Raw genomic sequence first — 21,834 nt, 5'->3', positions numbered from 1 at the left:
CTAAATGACCTCCTTCAATAGTTTTTCAATACTTTTTTGAGAGTAAACTGTAAAATCGGAGAACTGCAATATCTGGTTCACAATTCCATTATCAGAAATACCTTGCTCCCTTAAAAGCTGGATGACCGAGTGCATTACTATTTTATGATTCTCGGCTATTTCCTGTAGTTTCTCTATTTGACCAGTGGCTAACGTATTAGGTGCATAAGAAATAATATTGGACGGGCAATATTCCTGAACGTAAAACAAGTACGTTTCAAGTGCTTCCTGTGTAATTCTTTCCGCTTCAAACACTTTTTTAAACAAAAGATTATGTCGATTGAGAATAAAGTGTAGTTTTCCATTTCTAAATACTTGTTCCCAAACATACTCTATTTCCGTAGATAATTCGTTCCCCTTACTTCGAAAATATGAACCTCTGTAGTAAAACACCTTATAGGAAGTACTTCTTGCCTTCTCCCCTACTTTTTTAAAAATGTCGACTAACTCTTGGGGAGGTCTCGCAGTAGATTTCTTGATGTCGATTTGCCAATGAAAATCTACTAAATTACCTATATCTATTTTAATTCTCCCTAATTTATAGGATTCCTCCTTAGAAAATAAACCTAGCCAGCCACCCGCAACCAATAATCTCCTATTTCTATAAACATAGAAACCTTGTTGTTCAAACCACCCCTTTACTCCACCAGCTATTCTATAATTTTCTTTACTAAGCTTACTATGATGGGGAAGTACATATGGCTGAATGACTACCGTATCACCAGCCACTGTCACTCTCTCTTCTGGCATTTCTTGTGTAGCCATTTCAGTTGTTAGAAATGGGTCCCAAGAAACCAGCTTATGATTGTTCAAAAGTATAGTAATAGGAGTTTGGCTTTCCAAAAAGCGATGAAATACCAACTGTAAATGATCTTCAACATCCTTTATGTGCCTTAAAAACTTCTTTTGCTTTCGATATGTAACAGGTAGACTAACTATTTTATCTAATTTTTCAATCAATACAACAGTCCCCGAATGCGATTGTATATCTCCCATGACTTCTCTAGACTCCTGTGTAATCTCCTTTAATAAAGTCCATTGATTCGTTTCAGCAATAACATCAATATCCCAACATCTAGAAAATAATTGACTACCTTGTTTAGTCATTACTGTTAACTTCTTTCCAATAGAAAAAGACGCTGTTTTTAAACCCATTCCAAATCTACCTAGATCCTTTGGATTTCTCTTTTCATTTGGATTTTTAGATCCAAGCCTCATTGCTTGAACAAGCTCTCCTTCATTCATTCCACATCCATCGTCCTCTATTCTTATATAACTTTTTCCTTCATTCCATATAATATCTATTTTGACGATATTTGCATTAGCATCAATACTATTATCTACTATGTCTGCAATGGCTGTCTCTAAATTATATCCAATGGAACGTATAGATTGAATAAGAGGAGTTGCATCTGGAATAGCAATTTCAAACTGATCAGTAGTTATCAATATATATCACCTTTTCAGCTTATTTTTTTTATTATACCATTAACTTAAGATTCCACATCAGAAGAAGTGATGTGGAATCTTTTTATAAGATCACATTCTAAGAATGTTTTCGTCTTTTCATTGAAATTGGTAGCCAGAATTTTTCTGCTAATCTATCTCCTTTCTCATTTTTCTTTTTTCTTGCAACCATTCTTGTAGTTCATCCAGCCCCATCGTATTAATCACATCTGGCTTCGTAAGCCATGCACGCTTAGCAGTGGAGATCCCTAATTCAACGCGTGAAAGATCAGGAACTGAGTGGGCATCGGTGTTAATGGAAAAAGTAAGACCGTACTCATCTTTCGCCTTTTTTAGCAATTCATCATTTAGGTCTAGACGACGCCCATTAGCATTACACTCGAGGATCGTCCCTGTGTCTTTAGCAGTCTGGAAGATATGATCAAAGTCTAGGTCATATGCATCTCTTTTAAATAAGACTCTGCCTGTCGGATGGCCAATGATATGTACATATGGGTTTTCCATCGCTTCTATCAGTCGCCTAGTTAAGGTGTCACGATCCTGCTTCATCCCCGAATGAATGGAGGCAATGACGACATCCAACTCCGCTAATACTTCATCAGGAAAGTCCAACCGCCCATCTGGGAGAATATCCATCTCCGTTCCTCTTAAGACGGTAATCCCTTCCACTTCTCGATTTACCTGTGCAATCTCTTCCCACTGCTCACGAAGCTCTGCAATCGTCAAGCCATTCGCTACTTGCAGAGACTGAGAATGATCCGTGATCGCGATATATTCATACCCACGTTCCTTTGCCGCTTCTGCCATCTCGCGTATACTATGAGCACCATCACTATAGCGAGAGTGCATGTGAAGATCACCCCGATAATCGTCTTGTTGTAACAGAGCAGGGACTTGATCTTGCTCCGCTGCTTCCATCTCTCCACGGTCTTCTCGTAGTTCTGGCGGCACATAAGCTAATTTCAAATGGGCAAAAAAGTCTTTCTCCTCTTTGAACGTAATCATTTCTTCAGCGTCATCATGGTAGATGCCATACTCACTCACTTTATATCCCATCTGCTTGGCACGTTGCCGAATCCGAATATTATGCTCAGCAGACCCTGTAAAATGGTGGAGAGCACTTGCATACTGTTCCCTTGTCACCAAACGGAAATCAACGCTAATCTGGATTCCTTCGACATCCACTACTACACTTACTTTGGTAGATCCCTTATTAACCACCTCTTGCACAAATGGAAGTTGTACAATCTGATCCGCTACTTCTTCCGGATGAGTCGTTGCGATAACGAAATCAAGATCTTTTACCGTCTCTTTTCCCCTCCGCAAACTTCCTGCCACACTCATCTTCTGAATAAACGAAAGTGTGGTAAGCTCCCTCTCAATCACCCTTGCTACCTGAAGGGCATGGACCCGTAACACTCGCTCAGAAAGTTGTGTGAAATTCTTTACTGCCTCTAAGATCTTCTGCTCTTTCTTCGCTCCAAATCCGGTCAACACCCGAATTCGTCCTAATTCCGCAGCCTGCAGTAATTCGTCACGACTCGTAATCCCTAATTCCTTGTATAATGTATAAATCGTTTTCGGACCAACCCCTTGCAGCGAAAGTAAGTCAGGAAGACCTTGTGGTAATTCATTTCGCAGTCGTTCTAACTGCGAAGAGTGGCCTGTCTCTACGATCTCCACAATCACTCCTGCAGTCCCTTTTCCCACTCCTGGCAACTCTAATAAACGATCTAAATGATCCGCAATCGCATAACGACTCGCCTCTACAGCACGACCTGCTTTTCGATATGCAGATACTTTAAATGAATTTTCGCCTGCCAGATCCAGATAATCAGCCAGTTGGTTTAGAATACGAACTACTTGTTTGTTATCCATAGACTCCACTCCTAGATCGCTCTTCTGAATAAAAAGATGATAATCATCTCGAAAGCATTCGTTATAAACTAGATAAATCCTATTGTAACCAGAAAAGGATTAGAGGTGAAGGTACCATCTTGACGAAAAAAAAAGAGCCCCTTTTATAAGGGACCAAGATCTAAATTTAAAACGCTCTCTAGCTTTTCTTGCAGAATCCATTCTTTTCTTCTCAATTCACGTATTGTATCGCGAACACTTGCATTTAAAAGCAGGAGATCACTAATTGTAGGCTTCTGTACCGGCGTAATACCCGGTAGAGTACCTAGTATATACTGAATCTTTTCACCTTCTGCGTTGATAATATGACTCAATCCTAGCTCTTCTAACGCGATCGAAGCGAGTAGTAAATTAATCGCATCATCTCGCGTGATCGAAATTACAGGAGAAATATTCGGTATATTTGCCTGAGACATTTTATCACACCTCCAACCCTCTTCATCTTTCTTTCTCCCCTACTTTATTCACCATGGGCTGGATGTGTGCCCATAGCCCACAAAAAAAAGAAGAGGTTCTCACCTCTCCTTTAAAGTAAATCTATATCACTTACCCTATCATCCGCAGGACATTCTCTAACTTTTCCTGCAAGATCCACTCTTTCTTCTTTAAGGTACTAATCGTTTGACGAACGCTATTGTTAATGGCTAATAGCTCTGCTAACGTAGGGGTAAAGGGTGTTGTCACTCCCTCCAGAGTACCTAGTACATACTGGAGCTTCTCACCCTCCGCATTCAGAATATGGCTCAGGCCCAGCTCTTCCATGGCTATTGAAGATAGAAGTAACGTAATCACATCTTCGCGCGTAAGTGTAATTGTGGGGGTAATGTTTGGTATATTCGCTTGGGACATGGTAACACTTCCTCTCCATTTTTATTTGTGTAATGCCGCTTGAGCTGGATATAAATCTTCTTCTCCCTTTTACTCTATTCTGTAGATTCTAAAATGCGTGGACGTAAGTCTTATAGGTCCCATAGACACTAAACGCAAAAAAAGGCAGGAACTACCTGCCTCCATGCTTCCCATATCTCATTCACAGCCCACCTAAATATCATGGTAAGATTCGATAAATCCTACGATACCTTCCTCTCGATACGGGCTCCTTCCTTGGTGCTAGTTGCGCATATCCTCTTAGACATTTTTTCCTGCTGTAAATTCCAGTTCCTCTTGCTAACCGCACAGCCTTTTTCATTCTTTTGAATAGTGGGGTCTTTCCTACCATTCTCCACTGGAAACAAGGCACACATATAGGACTCCATGAGGTATCATTGTCTACGATACTATCTAGTTTTCCTTGTAAAGCCCATTCTTTTCTCATCACTTCTCGAAGTGTCTCCAGAATACTTCGATTCACCATCAACAAATCAGTAATCGTAGCAGGTTTCTCTGGAGTAATTCCGGGTAAGTTCCCCAATATATACTGAAGCTTCTCTCCTTCAGAGTTAAGAATATGACTTAATCCTAACTCCTCTAAAGCGATCGAAGAGAGAAGAAGCGTAACAGCATTCTTTCGAGTGATAACAATCGTTGACGTGATATTTGGTATATTTGATTGCGACATAATTACACACTCCCGTCCATGATTCATATACAAACAGTAACAAAAAGGCGAGTCGCATGGACTTGCCTTTTTGTTACCCGCAATCATGTCATCTATCCACGGTATGCAAGGATGTGTTTACGTTTTTCGCATGACTGACCAACCTATTTTTATAATACTCTGCTTGACTATTGTGGAAGTCTGCTTGATCCTTCTCTCCTAATTTCTCATAGCAGAAAGCAAGTTGCTGGTGAGGAAGCCATGTATGGTACGTAGCATCTGCAACCGAGAATGAATAGGCATCAGATAAAGGCTGCGTGTAGGCTATTTTATACCAAAAAATAGCTACTTCTAGTTGCCCTGTCTTTATAAAATGCTCTCCCATTCTACAACTAAAAGCAGGATATGGCATATCAAGAGAAAGGGATTGTAAAGTAAGTTCCAATTCTTTTTCTGGTTGATCATTTAATACATAACAAGTAGCTAATTTGTGATAGATAAACATATTATTTTGCAATGAAACCTCAGGATGGTCCCTAATCAACTCAAAATACTTAATCGCATTTGGATAATCCTTATGGATCGTGCATTCTCGCGCATAATTAAACATATCAGGAACGCTTAATTTGTGACCCCTCACAATATTTCGTTCGTAGATCTCTAGATTTCTACGTGACGGACGTCGATCCTCATATCGTGTTTTTAGATCTTTTGTATGGGTTACAACGACATCCGAAATGGCATATCGATGTTCACCATGAACCGTAATATCCTCATGGACAATTCCTCCCCATTCGGCGGTTAAACCTCTTTTTACCAGTCTAATTCGAGTTGTATGAGATTCTAAATTGTCCGACGGAAGGAAATACTTCATATAAACAACATCTATTTCTTCTGAGAGGGATTTTTTTAGATGCTTAAACTTCTCTATTTCTTTTTGCTCCACGATATCATCCGCATCTAACCAAAAAATGTAATCTTTTGTTGCATATTGAAAAGAAGCATTTCTAGCAGCAGAAAAATCATCGATCCATTCAAAGTCATATACGCGATCCGTCCACTTCCTAGCAATCTCTTTTGTTCGATCAGTCGATCCTGTATCCACAATCACAATTTCATCCACTACATCTTTAACGGAAGACAAGCAAGTATCTAGATTTTTTTCCTCATTTTTAACGATCATACATAAGCTAATTTCAGCCACTACATTCCCCCCCTTATCCAGAAATACGATCTTCCTATTTCTTAACCGCTTGTAAGAGGATCTGAAGGCAACTTGCATGTTCTGTTACAGGAAACGCATAGCCGTGTTGCTCTCCTAAATTCTTTAATTCGGATAAAAACTGCAGAAGATTCGCATCGACTTGAGAGTGTGTATAATCCTGCTTCTCAATTGTAAATAGATCAAGAGAACACAATGACTGGACCGTGCTCGGAGTAAACGATCGAAGGTGTGTGTAACTAACTCCATTTCCTTGCAAGTAATAAAGCTGACTATTTGCATGTACCATATTAGGGACACAGATAATCAGAGATCCACCCGACTGAAGATATGTAGCAAATCGTTGGACAACCCCCCATGGATCTGTTAAATACTCCAAAACATTAGAAAATACAATGGTATCAAAAAAATTATGAGGATAACTATCCTCCATACTTTCTACATCCATTACTTGAACATCATGGTAGTAGGCATTTGCAAGATTCGCTGCAATTGGAGATATTTCAATTCCATATAGTTCACAGCTTTGCCTATTTAACAGTTCCGCACCTAATGTTCCTATTGAACACCCCACATCTAGCACTCTTTTCGATGAAGGCGAAATCATATGTAAAATTTCGTAGCGTGGGAAAAGTTGTTCAGGAGGAATGTGCCATTTATCCATATAACGCTGACGATTTACATGATATAAGTGTTGAAAACTTAAATCTGGATTTCCATTAAAAGTCGCATGACCAAAATGGTGGACAAATGAATCAATGGCAATCCACAGTTGATATCCTTTTTGCAGAAACTTCAAAGATAAATCATCATCCTCAAAATTCCCGGATATAAATTGCTCGTCAAACCAGCCAATTTCATCTAATACCGTTTTTCTAGCTAACAGACAGAATCCAACTAGACGGTGTACTCTCTTCGCTCTTCCTTGGTTTACTAAACAATATTTCTCTGCAAAATCATCTAGCTCATCTACTGAATGATAGCTTGCCGGAACTAATTGTGCGCCACTTACATAATTGCTGACAGGTCCGATCATGCCGATCTTGGGATCTGCTTCAATTCGTTCTAATAAAGGTGCAAACCAATTTTTTGTGACAATCACATCATTATTTAAAAAGAGAATATACTCCCCCTTTGCAATCGCCCCACCTTGATTACAACCCTTAGCAAATCCTAAATTTTTCTCGTTTAAAATGATGCTTACATTTGGCAAGCTTGTCAAATATCGAACCGTATCATCACTAGATCCATTATCCACAAAAATCAACTCAAATTGATCTCTTGGAGTATGTCGATAAATACTTTCAACACATCGTCTTGTAAAATCCAATTGATTGTATGTCAGAATAACAATACTAACCTTAATCGGAAACACTTCCTTCCATGTGGCTACTAGCCACAGACACTGATTGATCTAATCCTACTTTCTCCTGTGAAAGCAACCGTTGTAGCTCTTGTATGGCAGGCTCGTAATGATTTGATTGTTCAATTGCCATGCGATATGCCGCAATAGCCTCTTTTACATTTCCTCGCTTTTCCTGACATCTTCCAATATAGTAATTAGGATGGAAACTACCAGCTCCTTTAAGGACAAGATGGAGCGTGTGTTCCTCTCCTAACTCCAAACAGTGGTTAAATACCTGAATCGCTTCCTCATACTCCTCTCGTAAAAAGAGAATAACACCCTTATAAAAATGCAAATCTACATAATCGGGATAAATCTGAATTACTTTCTCAATCCCCGGCCAAGCTCCTTCATGGCTACCTATCAGTAATAAAACAGCGTACTTCAGTTTATAGATCAGAGAAGGTGGAACCTGCTTATCCCTGACAAATCCCCGGATAGACTCATTTACATATTCAAATGACTCTGTATACTTTTCTGCCCGATAGTATTCACTAGCAATATGGTAGTCTACCCAAGGGCTATATCCTTCCTTCTGCTTTTCTTTCTCTAGCATCCGAAGATTTCGTTCTAGTTTGTTCTTGTTCTCCACAAACGGATCTGTATATCCGTAATGATGAACTCGAATAGGGAGAATGGTTACTTCCGATATACCTCCTAGCACTTCCGTCACATTTAATTTCTCATGAATTGCGTTTTCAAAACGAAATCCCATATGGTTTCGGAATAAACGATGATGTGCTAATAAGAAAGCCTGATCTGGATCCGGCGGGAAATTTCCGAAATAATTGACAAGCTGAATCAATAATATGTGCTCTTCTGTATCTAAAGATTCTCTTAATTTAGAAATATCCTTCTGATCCACCTCTTCATCTGCGTCTAGCCATAAGATCCAATCACTTTTCGCATGTTTAAGACCATAGTTACGAGCATCCGCAAAATTTTCGTTCCAAGTATATGGGAGAACCGTTGCACCATAAGATTGGCAAATCTCAACTGTTTGATCAGTAGAACCCGTATCCACAATAATCATTTCATCTACGACATGATGAATACTCTCTAAACACTGTCCAATCCACTTCTCTTCATCCTTTACAATCATACATAAAGAAAGAGTTTGCATAATGATCGAATGTCCCCTTTCGTTTATACTAAGATTTATGATTTAAAACGATACGTATTCCAGTCCTTGACCAATTAATTTCCTTCTTACGATGGTCCACTGGATAAGCTGTTTTGGGCTTTTCCGTATATTTCGGTTTAGGTATCGGCTTAGGTTCATCCTTTGGAGTAGTAATTTCTATCTTCTGTTTAGCTTCTTGCTCCGATGGCTTAGAAAAGCCTCTATCCTTTATGAACTTCTTCCATAATGGAGTTTTTTCATTTTCTATCACTGGAGTCTTTTCATTTTCTAAGGAACTCCTCTGTTTCTCTTCCTCGATAGACGTCTTCTGTGAGTTTCGCTTCTCATCCTCGCCAAATTTCGTCCATGATGATACAGACGACACTTTCGCATTCTCTACCATCTTTTTCTGGATACCCTGCTTCCTATCTTCTTCATATTTCTTCCATGACGATCCCTTCACACTCTTTACAGGCTTCGACTGAATGATCTCCTTATCGCCTTCTGGCGGTTTCGTCCATAATGATACCTTTCCCTTTTCAACTGACTTCTTTTTGGTTTTTTGTTTACGTTTTTCGATGAACGGAGTAGGTTTTGAACGGTCCGACTTTGTCATAAGTGTACTAGGTGGATAGGACGTACCTTCTTCCTCTAGCTCCTTCTTCAAAATTTGATATTCCTTGTACCTTTTTAATTCATCCATGATGCGATCCCAAGGATACTGCCCTTGATATCGCTTGTTTTTTTTTCGTATTTCCATTATTAACTTCTCATAATTATTGTAAAATTTATTAGAAAATAAAACCTCTTGATCTAAATCCTTCCAATAAAGCGAATAGCACTCTTTTTTTCGGAGCAACAAAATCCTGAGTTGATTTACCAATACAAATAATGATTCCGGTCGATACGGAGCAATATCTACTTTTCGTGACTCGAGTGCTTCAATAAATTGAACAAATATAAGCAAGTAATAAATGGTTGCTTTCTCTAATTGACCCATGGCAATCCAGCTCAGCTTCTTTACTTCCTCTTCTGTTTTTCTTTTCTTCTCGGACATCTCCATATGGATTACTCCCCATCGTAAAACTCAAAAGGAAAATGATTTTCCTGACTCTCCAAGTCATCGAATTCATATATATCATTATGAAAATCATATGTATCTTCTTTTGGATAATGCCCTTGTTTTTCTCCTTTTCGCATTCGCTGGGTGCTTAGATGAATCACACCTTCCAACTTTCGATACAATAGCCAATCCTTCATCACCGTAATATCTGCTAACTTCTGAATATGTTGATTAAAGTTTTCGATATCCTGGTTTGAGGGGTTGGTTGGGAAATCTAATTGCCCACCTATAAATGCTTTAATTTTCTTTGCTTCAGAATGAATAAGATGGGAAAGAGCTATCTCTTCCAATGCAATTGATTCTAATAGGTCAATAATAACTTCAGAAAACTGCGGTCTATGTGGCTGTTCTGGAATCTCTGGCATGCTCATCTAATCATCCCCCCTCTACTCCTTACCTACTTTATGACTATAAATGATATTTATTCGAACTTCTGATTAAATTAGTCAAATAGAGAATGAAAAATATCTTAACGAATATAGTGAATCAAGACAATTACTTTTTGGCAGTGAATAGAGGTGATTTTTTGTCTCAACCTAATATCCCAAATATTACTCCGATTATCGAAGTTACCACCCATCAAGCCATTAACTTACTACTATCTTCCATCGCGATGGAAGAGCTCGCCCATGCCCATATTGTGAATGCAGAAGCAGAAAAAATTCAATACGCACTTGGAACTCTCCACGATGGCAACGATTGTGATCCTCACCATCGCAAAACCACTCTCACCGAGTTACTCTGTATTAATGATTCGGTCGACAAAATTTTAGAAGATGTTATCTATAAAGAAATGCTACTCCAATTTAAGTTCCATAAAATCTTATGTCTAATTAACAATAAACATGTTTTCGATTGTGAGGATACTATATGCTTTGAGGAGTAGCATTCGTGGTAAGAGTTCGACACTCTAAAAAGGGAAGTCCGCTGTTTCTAGTTGAGGTAGAAACAGCGGACTTCCTTTTTTAAGTACACGAGTGCGCTAGTATGCTGATGGAACGATTTCCTTTTTTAGAACATTGGAAAAATATTCTCTGTTCCCAATCACAATCGGATCTTTCGGACGCAATTTAGCTGCTTGCTCATTATAATAACATGCTTTCTCATGCTCACCAATCTTGTCGTAGCTAACACATAATTGCAGGAGAGGAACCCATCCTGTATACGTATCTGTCCGTATTGCTAGGAGACCGTGATCCTTGCATTTAATAGCTTGATCATACCAATAAATCGCGGCCACATAGTTTGTCTGTTCGAAAAAATAATTACCAACTCGACAACAGGTTTCTGAGCGTGGGGCATCATAACGTAATGCTTGGAAGAGCCAATCCAACATTTTTCCTTTTTCTTCAAAATGAGCATACAAGTCAGCTAATCGGTGACAGGCACGAATATTATCCTCTACCCATCCTTGTTTTGAATCAATAAACTCGGTATATTGTTCTATTGCTTTTCTACGCTTTTGGTGATCAAAGAGCTCATTAGCATAGTAATACATATCTCGAGGGCTAAAACTCTTCCCTTTTGCAATCATATCTTCGAATATCGTAATATTACGATTACTATCATGCCTCAATGATGCATGCGTGATCGCCATATCACTATCTATTAAATTACCGTGAATCGCTAGGTACTCATGCACACAACCAATCCAGCGGAAATCTTTTTCTCTTTTGACGAGCCTATATCTTCTAGAACTACCCGTAACATTCCCCGCATCGTCTGTTGCTAAGATATATAACATCGAAACAGCATCCGTATTCCTATTCAATGATCTTTTTAAAATGCGTAATTTTTCTTGATCTTCTGGTTTTAAAATATCATCTGCATCCATCCATAAGATGTACTCCCGAGTAGCCTGGGCAAAAGCAAAATTTCTAGCTGCAGAAAAATCATTAATCCATTCAAAATCAAAAACTCGGTCCGTATACTCTCTAACAATCTCTTTCGTACGATCCGTCGATCCAGTATCTACAATTACAATCTCATCTACTATTCCTCTTACTGTGTCTAAACACCGACCAATCACATCTTCTTCGTTCTTAACAATCATGCACAAACTGATCGATATCATCCAATATCATCTCCTTACATAGTCGACTTTCACTTCAACATCTATATGCAAATGCCTAATAAAAAGTACAATAAAAGCGGTTTTCATCCACCCAGAAAGCCTTTATTTTTTTTGATTCCTTTTTTTATTCTATATACGTATTTTTTTCATATAAGAAAATATATATCTTTTCTGTGAGGAGTGATCATGTGGAAAAACTTTATGAACAAATGGAAACTAGTAATAATCAAATGACAAATCCTAGTAACACCCATATTTCACGAGTCCTAGATATCGGGTGTGGGGAAGGAAACTTAGGAAGCATATTAAAAAATCATTTTGGGACAGAAGTATATGGGATTGAAATATCATCCCATTTGGCAGAAAAAGCCGCTGGAAAGCTAACAGACATTTTATGCGAGGACATCGAAACTTGTTCGCTTCCCTACGAACATGAGTTTTTTGATCAGATCATATTAAGCGATATTCTTCAACATCTCCATGATCCATGGGCTACCTTAAAGAAAGTAAAACCTTACTTAAAACCATCTGGAACCGTAGTTGCCAGAATCCCCAATGTAGCCCATATTTCGATTCTGATGGATCTTTTAGAGGGTCGCTGGGAGTATTCAGAAACTGGGTTACTTGATGAAAAACATCTTCGCTTCTTTACACGTCAAGAGATCGTATCCTTGTTTGAAAAGGCTGGCTACGAAATCATCTCTATCAAAAACATGACACGAAGTTCTGAAGTCCATGAAAACCTAATTGATCGTTTAGACACCGTAATGTCAGACCTAAATATCGGAAACCCTCATTTTTCAGAAGAATCCCGTATCCATCATTATGTCATTGAAGCCAAGAAAGGAACCAACATCACACCCAACAAGCAAGTAGATGAAAATTCCTTTTTATTTGTCACTTGTGTCGACGATGAAGAAGCCTATCAAAAATGCCAACATCACATTCAACAACTAATGCTCCCAGAAGGATATCGTTTTGACTATTTCCAAATCCGTAAGGCTACAAACATGGCACAAGCCTATAATGTAGCAATCAACCATCCGGCAAAATATAAGATTTACATTAAACAAAACACATTTATCTTAAACAAGAATTTCCTTCACGATTTATTAGATTTGTTTCATACCCATCCAAAGTTGGGCTTAGTGGGAATGATTGGAAGTGAAACAATACCATCGAGTGGTGTTTGGTGGGAATCACCCGATCTCATTGGAAAACTAATTCATTGCCCTGATGACCTATATCAAGTTGTATCTCATTCTATGAAAATGGATGCACCTTATACTCCCGTTCAAGCGATGGATGGTTGCTTAATGGCAACCCAGTATGACGTACCATGGAAAGAAGACTTATTTGATGGATCGCATTTCTACGATTCCTCTCAAACGCAAGAGTTTATACAGAGCGGCTATGAGGTTGGAATTCCTTATCAACATGAACCGTGGTGTTTACATAGTGGACGCCATCTTTTTACCCTTCAAGAGGGCGATGAGGGTTACAAGCGGAATCAAAAAGCCTTCCAAGATACCTATATAAATAGGATGTAGTTGGCAAATCTCTTTACAAAAAATGATTTATCATCCAAAAAGGAACTTTATTCTTCTCGAATAAAGTTCCTTTTTGCTATAACGATATTTAGTCAGTTTGTAAGGGTGATTGTCTCAACCATCTGATTTGACCTTTACTAAAAGTCAAATTTAACATATACCACTTTACGAAACTCTTATAATGTAATATCTAAGCTCATTGGCCATACAATGGCGTTCTAGAACAATCGAGCTGATAGAAAAATACAAAAAGGAAGTGGTTTCAGTTATGAAAAAAGGTAGAAAATTAGTCATTGGGGTACCACTTGCATGTATGTTATTTGCAAGCCCCATCTCCGCTTTTGCAGCACCAAGCTCAACCTCAACACCGAAAGCTCAGACTAAACAGAACATAAGTACCATTCAAAACAAAAATACCGACGGGCTCAGATTTTCGATAGAAAAAAGGATTGTACATGCCCTAGCTAATCGAGATCATACAAACTATGCTGCCATTAATGGAAGATCTCCTGATTTTAATGGACTTAGATACAGTTACACAGGTGATCAGTTTAGTACCACTGCAAAAGCAGACTCATACACGGATGCAGGGGACCTAGAACTATTAGTTTACCGTAATGCCTCAGATCGTGATCAAACTCAAAAAACAATAGAAAAACAAGTGAAAACATCTGAAAGTTTTACTTATTCTAATAAAGAAGGAGCTAAGCTGGGTGCATCAGTAAAGGCCAAAGTAGATGTACAAATTCCGTTTGTAGCTGCGGGTAGTACAGAGGTAACTGCAAGCACTGAGTTTTCATATGAACATACAAGCTCAAATACGTCTACTAAGGATACGAATGTTATTTTCCCAGCACAAAGTGTCATTTGCGCAAAAGGATATATCACAAAATATATAGGTAAAGTACAGAATGCAACTTTCTCAGGCGTACTTTCTGGAAGAGCCGAGGTAGAAGGTAACGTATCGATCAATGTTGCCAATCTCGGTACAGGCAATGAAGAAGCAAAAACCATCTCGATAGCTGATGTATTTAAATATAGTAAAGATCTCCCAGGACCTGGTGCTCCCGGACCTGGACCAAGCTATGGTTATGATTACGATGAGCAAAATAATAAAGTTTTTGCTACAGTAGATTCTCCATACAGTGGCGTAGGTGGACATTATCAAACAGTTGATGTAGAAGTAACCCCGATTGGAAAGAACGCTACACCACGTAAAATGCCATTAAAAACCTACGAAGATCGAGTGAAAAATGGTACACTCAAAGAATTATTTTAATACAATTAGAAGGCCCTAAAAGTAGGAAGCGGTAGCTAATAGTTGCTGTAATCGTAAAGAAAACCCAAAGGCAGAGTCTTCAAGCAGACTCTGCCTTTGGGTTTTCTTTTTCACATACTCTCCTCTCTATCTATTCCCTTATCTAAGAATTCCTTGATACTATCTAACTCTCTCCTGGTTGGGATTACCGATATTTGAATCACTGGGATATCCATTCTCTCTAATGGAACAGTTGTGACAATACAATCCACATCAAGTTTTTGAATATCATAGGTCTGAAGATCTAACACTTCTTCCGGAACAATTAATAATTCTTTTCCAAACTTGTCATATAGTACTCCTTGTATATAACGCTTCCACAAGACGCTATCACCTAAATATAATAATGCTTTTTTGCAATAGGCTTGTGATAAATGAAAAGAAGCTTCTAATTGTAACGTAATCGCAAGTATATCTTCTTCATTGACACAAGGAAGAAGAGAGTATTTCTGTACCCACTTTGTATAGACCACACCCACTTTTTGAAAGGTTACATGATGTTTTCGTTTGACTTGTTCATGCCAATCAGATATCGGGGAAGTGATGGTAGGTATAAACAGATTGCGATACGAAACTTGTTTAAGATACTGTAATAAATAAAAAAGAAGCTCTTCATCTTGATGAAACGCTACACCAAACTCTCGTTCTAGTTCTTCCACCAATTCTCGAACACATCGATAAACAGTGGAGGCACCTTCATCATAATGCTGTAAGATTTCTTGTTTATAGTGGTTTCGGTTCAAATAGACAAACATACAGCAATTGACTGCAATGGTAATTAAAACATAATCCACTTTTGTAAGTGGTATACCACATAGAACCGGAGAAACTGCTTTGATTTTGTGATAAAAAGGCGTTTCAGTTACAAGCGCCTTATATACGGGCAATATCCTCATGACATGACCTTGGTTTTTTCGTTGTACATAGATCGCCAGTAAATAGGCCAGTCTCTGCTTATAACTCGGATAAAATTGAATGTCTAACTTCCGTTCGATCTCAGATATATAGGAAAAAACTTCTACCTGTTCAGGAAATGGCCACTCCTCCCATGTATACGTTGTAAAATACAATTCATATAACATATATACGATATGGGCTTCTTCCCCTACAATGCATAATGGTCTCTTATGTAGTTTTAATTTAAAATGGTCTAAATAGCGTTGAACACGCTGAAGAACAATAGATAAGGATGGCACTTGCACATACAGCGCATCAGCCAACTCTGCAACCGTACGGACATCTCCTTTTAACAGTTGACTAAGCACCCGAAACTGCATATCCTGCTGTTTAAAAAAAGAATACATACTAGTATGAGAAGAATGTGGTGGTTTATATAGCTGGACTCCCTTCCCTTTGACAGCCTGTATCTGCCAGTCTGAAGGTAGATGGTCTTTCAGATAAGCTAAGTCACGTCGAACCGTCTTTACCGCGCACTGCACATGACAGGCAATTTCTTCTAATGTATGCCATTTGGGATCTTGTAATAGGACCTTAATAATTTCTTGTTGTCTATGGTGGGTAAACATAATCACACGATCCTCTTCTAAATTAGGATAGAAATGGAAAATCTCCTTTCTTTTATTATTTATTATAATCAAGATGGATCAAGAATATATAACGATTTACCGACGATTATTATAACTCTTTGAAGATAAGAGAACCCCCGTTAAAAGCTAAGATAAGCTTTTAACGGGGGGAATGAGCTGGAAAAATAATGATATTATTCAGAGTAAATCACCTTTTTAATGAATCAACATCTGCTTTTATCGTTACAAGGATGACAAGATCCCATCAATTCGTTCAATATCCTTTGTAAATGCAGGGTAGCCACTGATACGATCACGATAGCTTCCGAGAGCCATTTGGTATAGATGATCACTATCCAAAAAACCATCTTCGCGGGAAGCAATCATCAGATCCAGCCATTCACTAAATAAGTTTGCTCCTAACGTCTCATTGTTCTGATTTGGATGAAGACGAAAATAGCTCAGAGCATCTGTAATGTAAACAGCCTTCCCTTTTGATAACAGCGATAGCCAAGCAGCCATATCATTCAAGAGTACGTATTGTTTTCCTTGGTAGAAACCGTAACGATCGATCAAATCACTTTTTCGAAATAGTACAGTTGTAGGCTCTCCAATCACATTTAAGCAATGTGATAAAGCATAATTCCCAAGCATTTTCCCATCCATAACCCGATCTTCTTGATATAGTCTTTGTGTAGCCCAGATGGGGGGAATGTGCGCTCCTTGTGCATCAATGGTTTGGCGATAAGAAGTAACAAGGGTAATATTTTCAAAGCGGAGATAGTAAGACATCATTGCAGCAATTTTCTCTTTATGAAATACATCATCATCCATCAAATAGTTAATATACTCGCCTGATGATAAATCAAAGCATTTATGCCAGTTCCCAATAAATAAATTCTCTTCGTTTTTAAAATAACGAATCTGCGGAATATGATAGAAATCGGCAGCTATCATCTCACTCACTCGATTATCACTACTATCATCGCAAATAATGACTTCGATATTCGGATAAGTTTGATCTAAAATAGAGTTTAAAGCGATTTTTAACGTATCTGGCCGATTGTAGGCAGGAATTAATACACTAACTAATGGGTACGATTCTCTACTCATCCCCTACCCCTCTCTCTTTTTTAAAGTGCGCTGGCACCCCAGCATATAGGACTCTGTCAGGAACATCTTGATGGACAAAAGCGCCACCTCCCACCATCGACCAAGCTCCAATTTCTATTTTTTCTCGAACCGAACAACCAATTCCCAGATAAGCTCCTTCTTGAATCACCACATGACCTGCAACATTTACTCCAGGAGCGATGGTTACATAATTTCCTATCTGATTATCATGACTTATATTTGCTCCTCGATTAATAATGACAAAATCACCAATCTCAACTCGCGTCGTTAAAATAACCCCCTCACAAATAACACTACCCACTCCAACATGGCTTCTCTTAGAGAGGTAGACAGCTGGGTGGATAAGAGAGGGAGCTATCGAAAACCCTAATTCTATCGTTTTTCTAGAAAATCGTCTTTTTAAAGCTGGATCTCCTACACCTGCACATACAATTTCAACATGATTTCGTCTCGATAAAATATCCGTTAAGTCTCCTAAAACAGGAATCCCGTCTATGATGCTCCCCTTCATTTCTAGACGTTCATCCAAAAAACCTACTACTTCGCATCCAATCTGTTCACAAAGGTGGTTTACTTCACGGGCATGCCCACCACATCCCCAAATGACCAGTGGCTTTGTATGATTCATGATTTCGGGAGAATGACCGTTTTTTTAGCACACGAAGCACACAACTTCGCATATTGGATACACGACTCCAATGATTCTTCTGAAGTCATAGGCCACCATCGAATAGCCCCGCTCGGAGCATGAGACGCAAAAAATTCAACATCTGGGTGAATATCACCTATGATGATCACTTCAAACTCCTTAAAATTCGTCTCCATTCCATTTTGTAGAGTCTTAAGTAAATTTGTATGATCCTCTCCTTCGCACGGAGACAAAAATGGAAAAATCAAAGAAACTCGATTTGGATCTTCATCTACTACATAGGCTAATTCCAGTGCTGGGCTATCGGCTGGTCGGTTCCAAATCCGTTCATAAGGCACATGTTCTAGACAAGGCGCGTCTATGTCTTCCATTCTGCTATTGATTCGCGGTCGATAATATTGTTCTAATTGTCCACATAATATCTGGATTTGGCGATTTCGTATAAAGGTAGAATTATTTCCACCTTCATTGCGATACTGCAAATAAAGCAATCCAGGAATTCCTAAATACTTTGTACAAAGAAACGTTCTAACTAATAAATCATAGTCATCTGCTACCAAAAGCTCTTCTCGATGACCTCCAATCAGATGATAGCAATCTCTCGTCCACGCTCGGGGATGATTAGGCAACCCTACCAAATGACGAATCGTAGTCCAGTTTAAGCTAGAGTTTTTACATACATTTTGCCATCTCCCCAGCTCATGCACCCAAACTCGATAATATAATCCATATCCAAAGCTAAAATCCCAACCATACCAATGCGGCTGATACGTATCCTCATGCAACTCCGCATTCTCCCCATAAACAAAGCCGCATTCGGGGTGGCGTTGTAGCGCCTGCACTATTTTCTCCAAAGCATCAGGAGTTAACTCATCATCATGATCTAACTCTACTAAAATTTCACCCGTACATAGTCCTGCTGCATATCGTTTCACTGCCCCAATATACCCACTATGAGAATCTTGACGATACCTTCTCACCCTTGAATCTTTTAAAGAAAGTAAATGCTGTTGATACGTATCCTCCTGATCATCGGAATCATCCACAATGACCCATTCCCAATTTTGATATGTTTGCTTTAAAAGAGATTCGTATGGTCTCAAAATCCTCTTTTGGGACTTGTAGCTGACAGTAAAAATCGATACTAGAGGAGTTTCGGAAGAAAAGGTGGTAGGTGGTATTTCCCTATTTTGAGGAAGAGGTTCTGTACCACGTAGCCAACAGTAAAAGGCTTGTTGCGGAGTAATTTCTTCTACAGAATGAAAATGTAACCAGCGTTTCCGCTCATGGAGAGGCAAATGACAAAGAGCTGGAAATAGGGATGGATCACTACCAACCGAGAAAAAAACCCTTGGTTGTTTGAAATTAAAATGGAGTTCATCTTTGGCGTTATACACTTTAATTGCGATACTTTGCTCATTACAATCATTTTTCAACTTATCTAGATTGATCTGCTCCGAGATCACTAGATGAATCGTTAATATAGGTGGATGATCAGACATACCTCTCGCCTCCTCAAAACTATCTCGTAATCCATAAATGAAAAATAGGATTAAGACATACTGATCTCCCTACATCCTTATGTACAAATAATGAAATTATTACTTGCTCCCCTCTAGCAAATTGGGGACCACCCTTAGTTCTTTATATAAAAATCACAATATATCGACTAATGAATATAGTAATGGTGATAGAAATACACATCGGGGGTGTTTAAGCTATGTGGAACTCCGATTGGCCTCCTATTACTCCCTTCGACCGTGAAGAAGCTATTAATTTTCTATTACTCTCTATTGCTTTAGAAGAATTAGCTTTAAGCCATATTTTGAATGCCGAAGGGGAGAAAGTACAGTACGCTCTCGGAACACTACCCGGTATTACATCCCCACCTACATCCATTAACGAATTGCTTCAAATAAACGAAAGCGTCAATAATACCATTCAAGAAGCTACCTTATTAGAAAGGGAACTAAACGCTAAGCTGAAGAAAGCATTGTCCATTCCTATCTCAATTGGACCGACTGGACCAACGGGCACGACCGGACCAAGTGGAGGACCTCCCGGACCTCCTGGACCTTCTGGTGCTACAGGGTCGACTGGACCTCAAGGACCTCAAGGACCGACTGGACCAACTGGAACTTTTGCTACAGGTGATCTCTTATTTTTTGTTCAAGGAAACACAGGAGCAAGCGGAAGTGCTCAAATGGGCTTTGGAGATATACTAAACTTTGTATCCAATACACTAGAAATTTTGGTAACACCTGGTTCCGCCGTTGTAAGGCTTGAAGTCCCTACAGGCCCTAACGGACCAACGGGCACTACTGGGGCCGCTGGACCTCAAGGTAATACTGGACCAACTGGATCGACAGGACCTACTGGACCTCAGGGACCCCAAGGACCGACTGGGCCTCAAGGACCCCAAGGACCCCAAGGACCTCAGGGACCTACTGGACCTCAAGGACCTACTGGACCCCAAGGACCCCAAGGACCGACTGGGCCTCAAGGACCCCAAGGACCTCAGGGACCGACTGGACCTCAAGGACCTCAAGGACCTACTGGGCCTCAGGGACCCCAAGGACCTCAGGGACCCCAAGGACCTCAGGGACCCCAAGGACCTCAGGGACCCCAAGGACCTCAAGGACCGACTGGGCCTCAAGGACCCCAAGGACCTCAGGGACCGACTGGGCCTCAAGGACCCCAAGGACCTCAAGGACCTACTGGGCCTCAGGGACCCCAAGGACCTCAAGGACCTCAGGGACCGACTGGACCCACAGGGCCTCAAGGACCTCAGGGACCGACTGGGCCTCAAGGACCCCAAGGACCGACTGGGCCTCAAGGACCCCAAGGACCTCAAGGACCTCAAGGACCCCAAGGACCTCAAGGACCCCAAGGACCCCAAGGACCTCAAGGACCTCAAGGACCCCAAGGACCTCAAGGACCTCAAGGACCTCAGGGACCCCAAGGACCTCAAGGACCGACTGGGCCTCAGGGACCCCAAGGACCTCAAGGACCTCAGGGACCCCAAGGACCCCAAGGACCGACTGGGCCTCAGGGACCCCAAGGACCCCAAGGACCTCAAGGACCGACTGGGCCTCAAGGGCCAACTGGACCCACAGGACCCCAAGGACCTCAGGGACCTACTGGGCCTCAAGGACCCCAAGGACCTCAGGGACCCCAAGGACCTCAGGGACCCCAAGGACCTCAAGGACCCCAAGGACCTCAAGGACCTACTGGACCCCAAGGACCGACTGGGCCTCAAGGACCTACTGGACCCACAGGGCCTCAAGGACCCCAAGGACCCCAAGGACCTCAAGGACCGACTGGGCCTCAAGGACCTCAAGGACCTCAAGGACCTCAAGGACCGACTGGGCCTCAGGGACCCCAAGGACCTCAAGGACCTACTGGGCCTCAAGGGCCAACTGGACCCACAGGGCCTCAAGGACCTCAAGGACCTACTGGGCCTCAGGGACCCCAAGGACCTCAAGGACCCCAAGGACCCCAAGGACCTCAAGGACCTACTGGGCCTCAGGGACCCCAAGGACCTCAGGGACCCCAAGGACCTCAAGGACCCCAAGGACCGACTGGGCCTCAAGGACCTCAAGGACCTCAGGGACCCCAAGGACCTCAAGGACCCCAAGGACCTCAAGGACCTCAGGGACCTCAGGGACCGACTGGGCCTCAAGGACCTCAAGGACCTCAGGGACCCCAAGGACCTCAAGGACCTACTGGGCCTCAAGGGCCAACTGGACC

At 40.5% G+C, this 21,834-nt stretch carries 19 protein-coding genes and 2 pseudogenes; 6 read left to right on the top strand and 15 right to left on the bottom strand.

All coding sequences use genetic code 11. The features are described from left to right. The 10 genes from J2Z48_RS06190 to J2Z48_RS06145 form a co-directional block, all read right to left on the bottom strand. Positions 1-1,488: an ATP-binding protein gene (locus tag J2Z48_RS06190; protein WP_307251842.1), complete on the bottom strand. Its 1,488-nt coding sequence runs from the start codon at positions 1,486-1,488 to the stop codon at positions 1-3. Between the two features lie 147 nt (positions 1,489-1,635). Then, entirely contained in the window at positions 1,636-3,384 is a 1,749-nt protein-coding gene (polX, locus tag J2Z48_RS06185) for a DNA polymerase/3'-5' exonuclease PolX (protein ID WP_307251841.1), read from the bottom strand. A 143-nt stretch (positions 3,385-3,527) separates the two neighbouring features. Next, positions 3,528-3,839, bottom strand: a complete 312-nt coding sequence (locus J2Z48_RS06180) for an alpha-helical endospore appendage domain-containing protein (protein ID WP_307251840.1) — start codon at positions 3,837-3,839, stop codon at positions 3,528-3,530. Between the two features lie 130 nt (positions 3,840-3,969). Continuing rightward, complete coding sequence (locus J2Z48_RS06175; RefSeq protein ID WP_307251839.1) at positions 3,970-4,272, bottom strand: alpha-helical endospore appendage domain-containing protein; 303 nt, start codon at positions 4,270-4,272, stop codon at positions 3,970-3,972. 199 nt (positions 4,273-4,471) lie between these two features. Next, positions 4,472-4,981, bottom strand: a complete 510-nt coding sequence (locus J2Z48_RS06170) for an alpha-helical endospore appendage domain-containing protein (protein WP_307251838.1) — start codon at positions 4,979-4,981, stop codon at positions 4,472-4,474. An 88-nt stretch (positions 4,982-5,069) separates the two neighbouring features. Then, positions 5,070-6,164 carry a tetratricopeptide repeat-containing glycosyltransferase family 2 protein gene (locus J2Z48_RS06165; protein ID WP_307251837.1) on the bottom strand — a complete coding sequence of 365 codons (1,095 nt, stop codon included), beginning with the start codon at positions 6,162-6,164 and terminating at the stop codon, positions 5,070-5,072. Positions 6,165-6,198: 34 nt separating this feature from the next. Further along, positions 6,199-7,557, bottom strand: coding sequence for a glycosyltransferase (locus tag J2Z48_RS06160; RefSeq protein WP_307251835.1), 1,359 nt, complete (start codon positions 7,555-7,557; stop codon positions 6,199-6,201). Continuing rightward, a complete protein-coding gene (locus J2Z48_RS06155) occupies positions 7,544-8,710 on the bottom strand; it encodes a glycosyltransferase family 2 protein (RefSeq protein ID WP_307251833.1) in 1,167 nt (388 codons plus the stop codon). Before J2Z48_RS06155 ends, J2Z48_RS06160 begins: the two co-directional genes overlap by 14 nt. A gap of 28 nt (positions 8,711-8,738) precedes the next feature. Next, positions 8,739-9,773, bottom strand: coding sequence for a hypothetical protein (locus J2Z48_RS06150; RefSeq protein ID WP_307251830.1), 1,035 nt, complete (start codon positions 9,771-9,773; stop codon positions 8,739-8,741). A 5-nt stretch (positions 9,774-9,778) separates the two neighbouring features. Beyond that, positions 9,779-10,204, bottom strand: coding sequence for an alpha-helical endospore appendage domain-containing protein (locus J2Z48_RS06145; RefSeq protein ID WP_307251828.1), 426 nt, complete (start codon positions 10,202-10,204; stop codon positions 9,779-9,781). Positions 10,205-10,359: 155 nt separating this feature from the next. On the opposite strand from J2Z48_RS06145, the gene J2Z48_RS06140 reads away from it, so the two are divergent. Next, a complete protein-coding gene (locus J2Z48_RS06140; RefSeq protein ID WP_307251826.1) occupies positions 10,360-10,719 on the top strand; it encodes an alpha-helical endospore appendage domain-containing protein in 360 nt (119 codons plus the stop codon). Positions 10,720-10,815: 96 nt separating this feature from the next. On the opposite strand, the gene J2Z48_RS06135 is transcribed toward J2Z48_RS06140, so the two are convergent. Beyond that, positions 10,816-11,907 (bottom strand): tetratricopeptide repeat-containing glycosyltransferase family 2 protein, encoded by a 1,092-nt coding sequence (locus J2Z48_RS06135; protein WP_307251824.1) that lies wholly within the window; start codon positions 11,905-11,907, stop codon positions 10,816-10,818. Between the two features lie 188 nt (positions 11,908-12,095). Between J2Z48_RS06135 and J2Z48_RS06130 the strand changes: the two genes are divergently transcribed. Both J2Z48_RS06130 and J2Z48_RS06125 read left to right on the top strand, forming a co-directional pair. Further along, entirely contained in the window at positions 12,096-13,457 is a 1,362-nt protein-coding gene (locus J2Z48_RS06130) for a glycosyltransferase (RefSeq protein ID WP_307251822.1), read from the top strand. 268 nt (positions 13,458-13,725) lie between these two features. Next, positions 13,726-14,736 (top strand): ETX/MTX2 family pore-forming toxin, encoded by a 1,011-nt coding sequence (locus J2Z48_RS06125; RefSeq protein WP_307251820.1) that lies wholly within the window; start codon positions 13,726-13,728, stop codon positions 14,734-14,736. Between the two features lie 110 nt (positions 14,737-14,846). On the opposite strand, the gene J2Z48_RS06120 is transcribed toward J2Z48_RS06125, so the two are convergent. From J2Z48_RS06120 to J2Z48_RS06105, 4 genes are all read right to left on the bottom strand, one after another. Further along, positions 14,847-16,301: a BglG family transcription antiterminator gene (locus J2Z48_RS06120; protein ID WP_307251818.1), complete on the bottom strand. Its 1,455-nt coding sequence runs from the start codon at positions 16,299-16,301 to the stop codon at positions 14,847-14,849. A 243-nt stretch (positions 16,302-16,544) separates the two neighbouring features. Beyond that, positions 16,545-17,414, bottom strand: a complete 870-nt coding sequence (locus tag J2Z48_RS06115) for a glycosyltransferase family 2 protein (RefSeq protein WP_307251817.1) — start codon at positions 17,412-17,414, stop codon at positions 16,545-16,547. After that, positions 17,407-18,063, bottom strand: coding sequence for an acetyltransferase (locus tag J2Z48_RS06110; protein ID WP_307251815.1), 657 nt, complete (start codon positions 18,061-18,063; stop codon positions 17,407-17,409). The genes J2Z48_RS06115 and J2Z48_RS06110 overlap by 8 nt, the downstream gene beginning before the upstream one ends. Continuing rightward, positions 18,060-19,586: a glycosyltransferase gene (locus J2Z48_RS06105; protein WP_307251814.1), complete on the bottom strand. Its 1,527-nt coding sequence runs from the start codon at positions 19,584-19,586 to the stop codon at positions 18,060-18,062. The genes J2Z48_RS06110 and J2Z48_RS06105 overlap by 4 nt, the downstream gene beginning before the upstream one ends. A gap of 218 nt (positions 19,587-19,804) precedes the next feature. Between J2Z48_RS06105 and J2Z48_RS15820 the strand changes: the two are divergent. From J2Z48_RS15820 to J2Z48_RS06095, 3 genes and pseudogenes are all read left to right on the top strand, one after another. After that, positions 19,805-20,074 (top strand): annotated as a pseudogene (locus tag J2Z48_RS15820) (alpha-helical endospore appendage domain-containing protein); the annotation flags it as partial. Between the two features lie 91 nt (positions 20,075-20,165). After that, positions 20,166-20,309 carry a hypothetical protein gene (locus tag J2Z48_RS06100; RefSeq protein WP_307251813.1) on the top strand — a complete coding sequence of 48 codons (144 nt, stop codon included), beginning with the start codon at positions 20,166-20,168 and terminating at the stop codon, positions 20,307-20,309. Positions 20,310-20,366: 57 nt separating this feature from the next. Then, positions 20,367-21,834: pseudogene (locus J2Z48_RS06095) on the top strand (hypothetical protein); the annotation flags it as partial.

The organism is Croceifilum oryzae (genome assembly GCF_030814315.1).
Taxonomy (GTDB): Bacteria; Bacillota; Bacilli; order Thermoactinomycetales; family Thermoactinomycetaceae; genus Baia; species Baia oryzae.
Note: the sequence above shows the minus strand (reverse complement) of the source record. Positions and strands in the feature narration are given on the sequence as shown.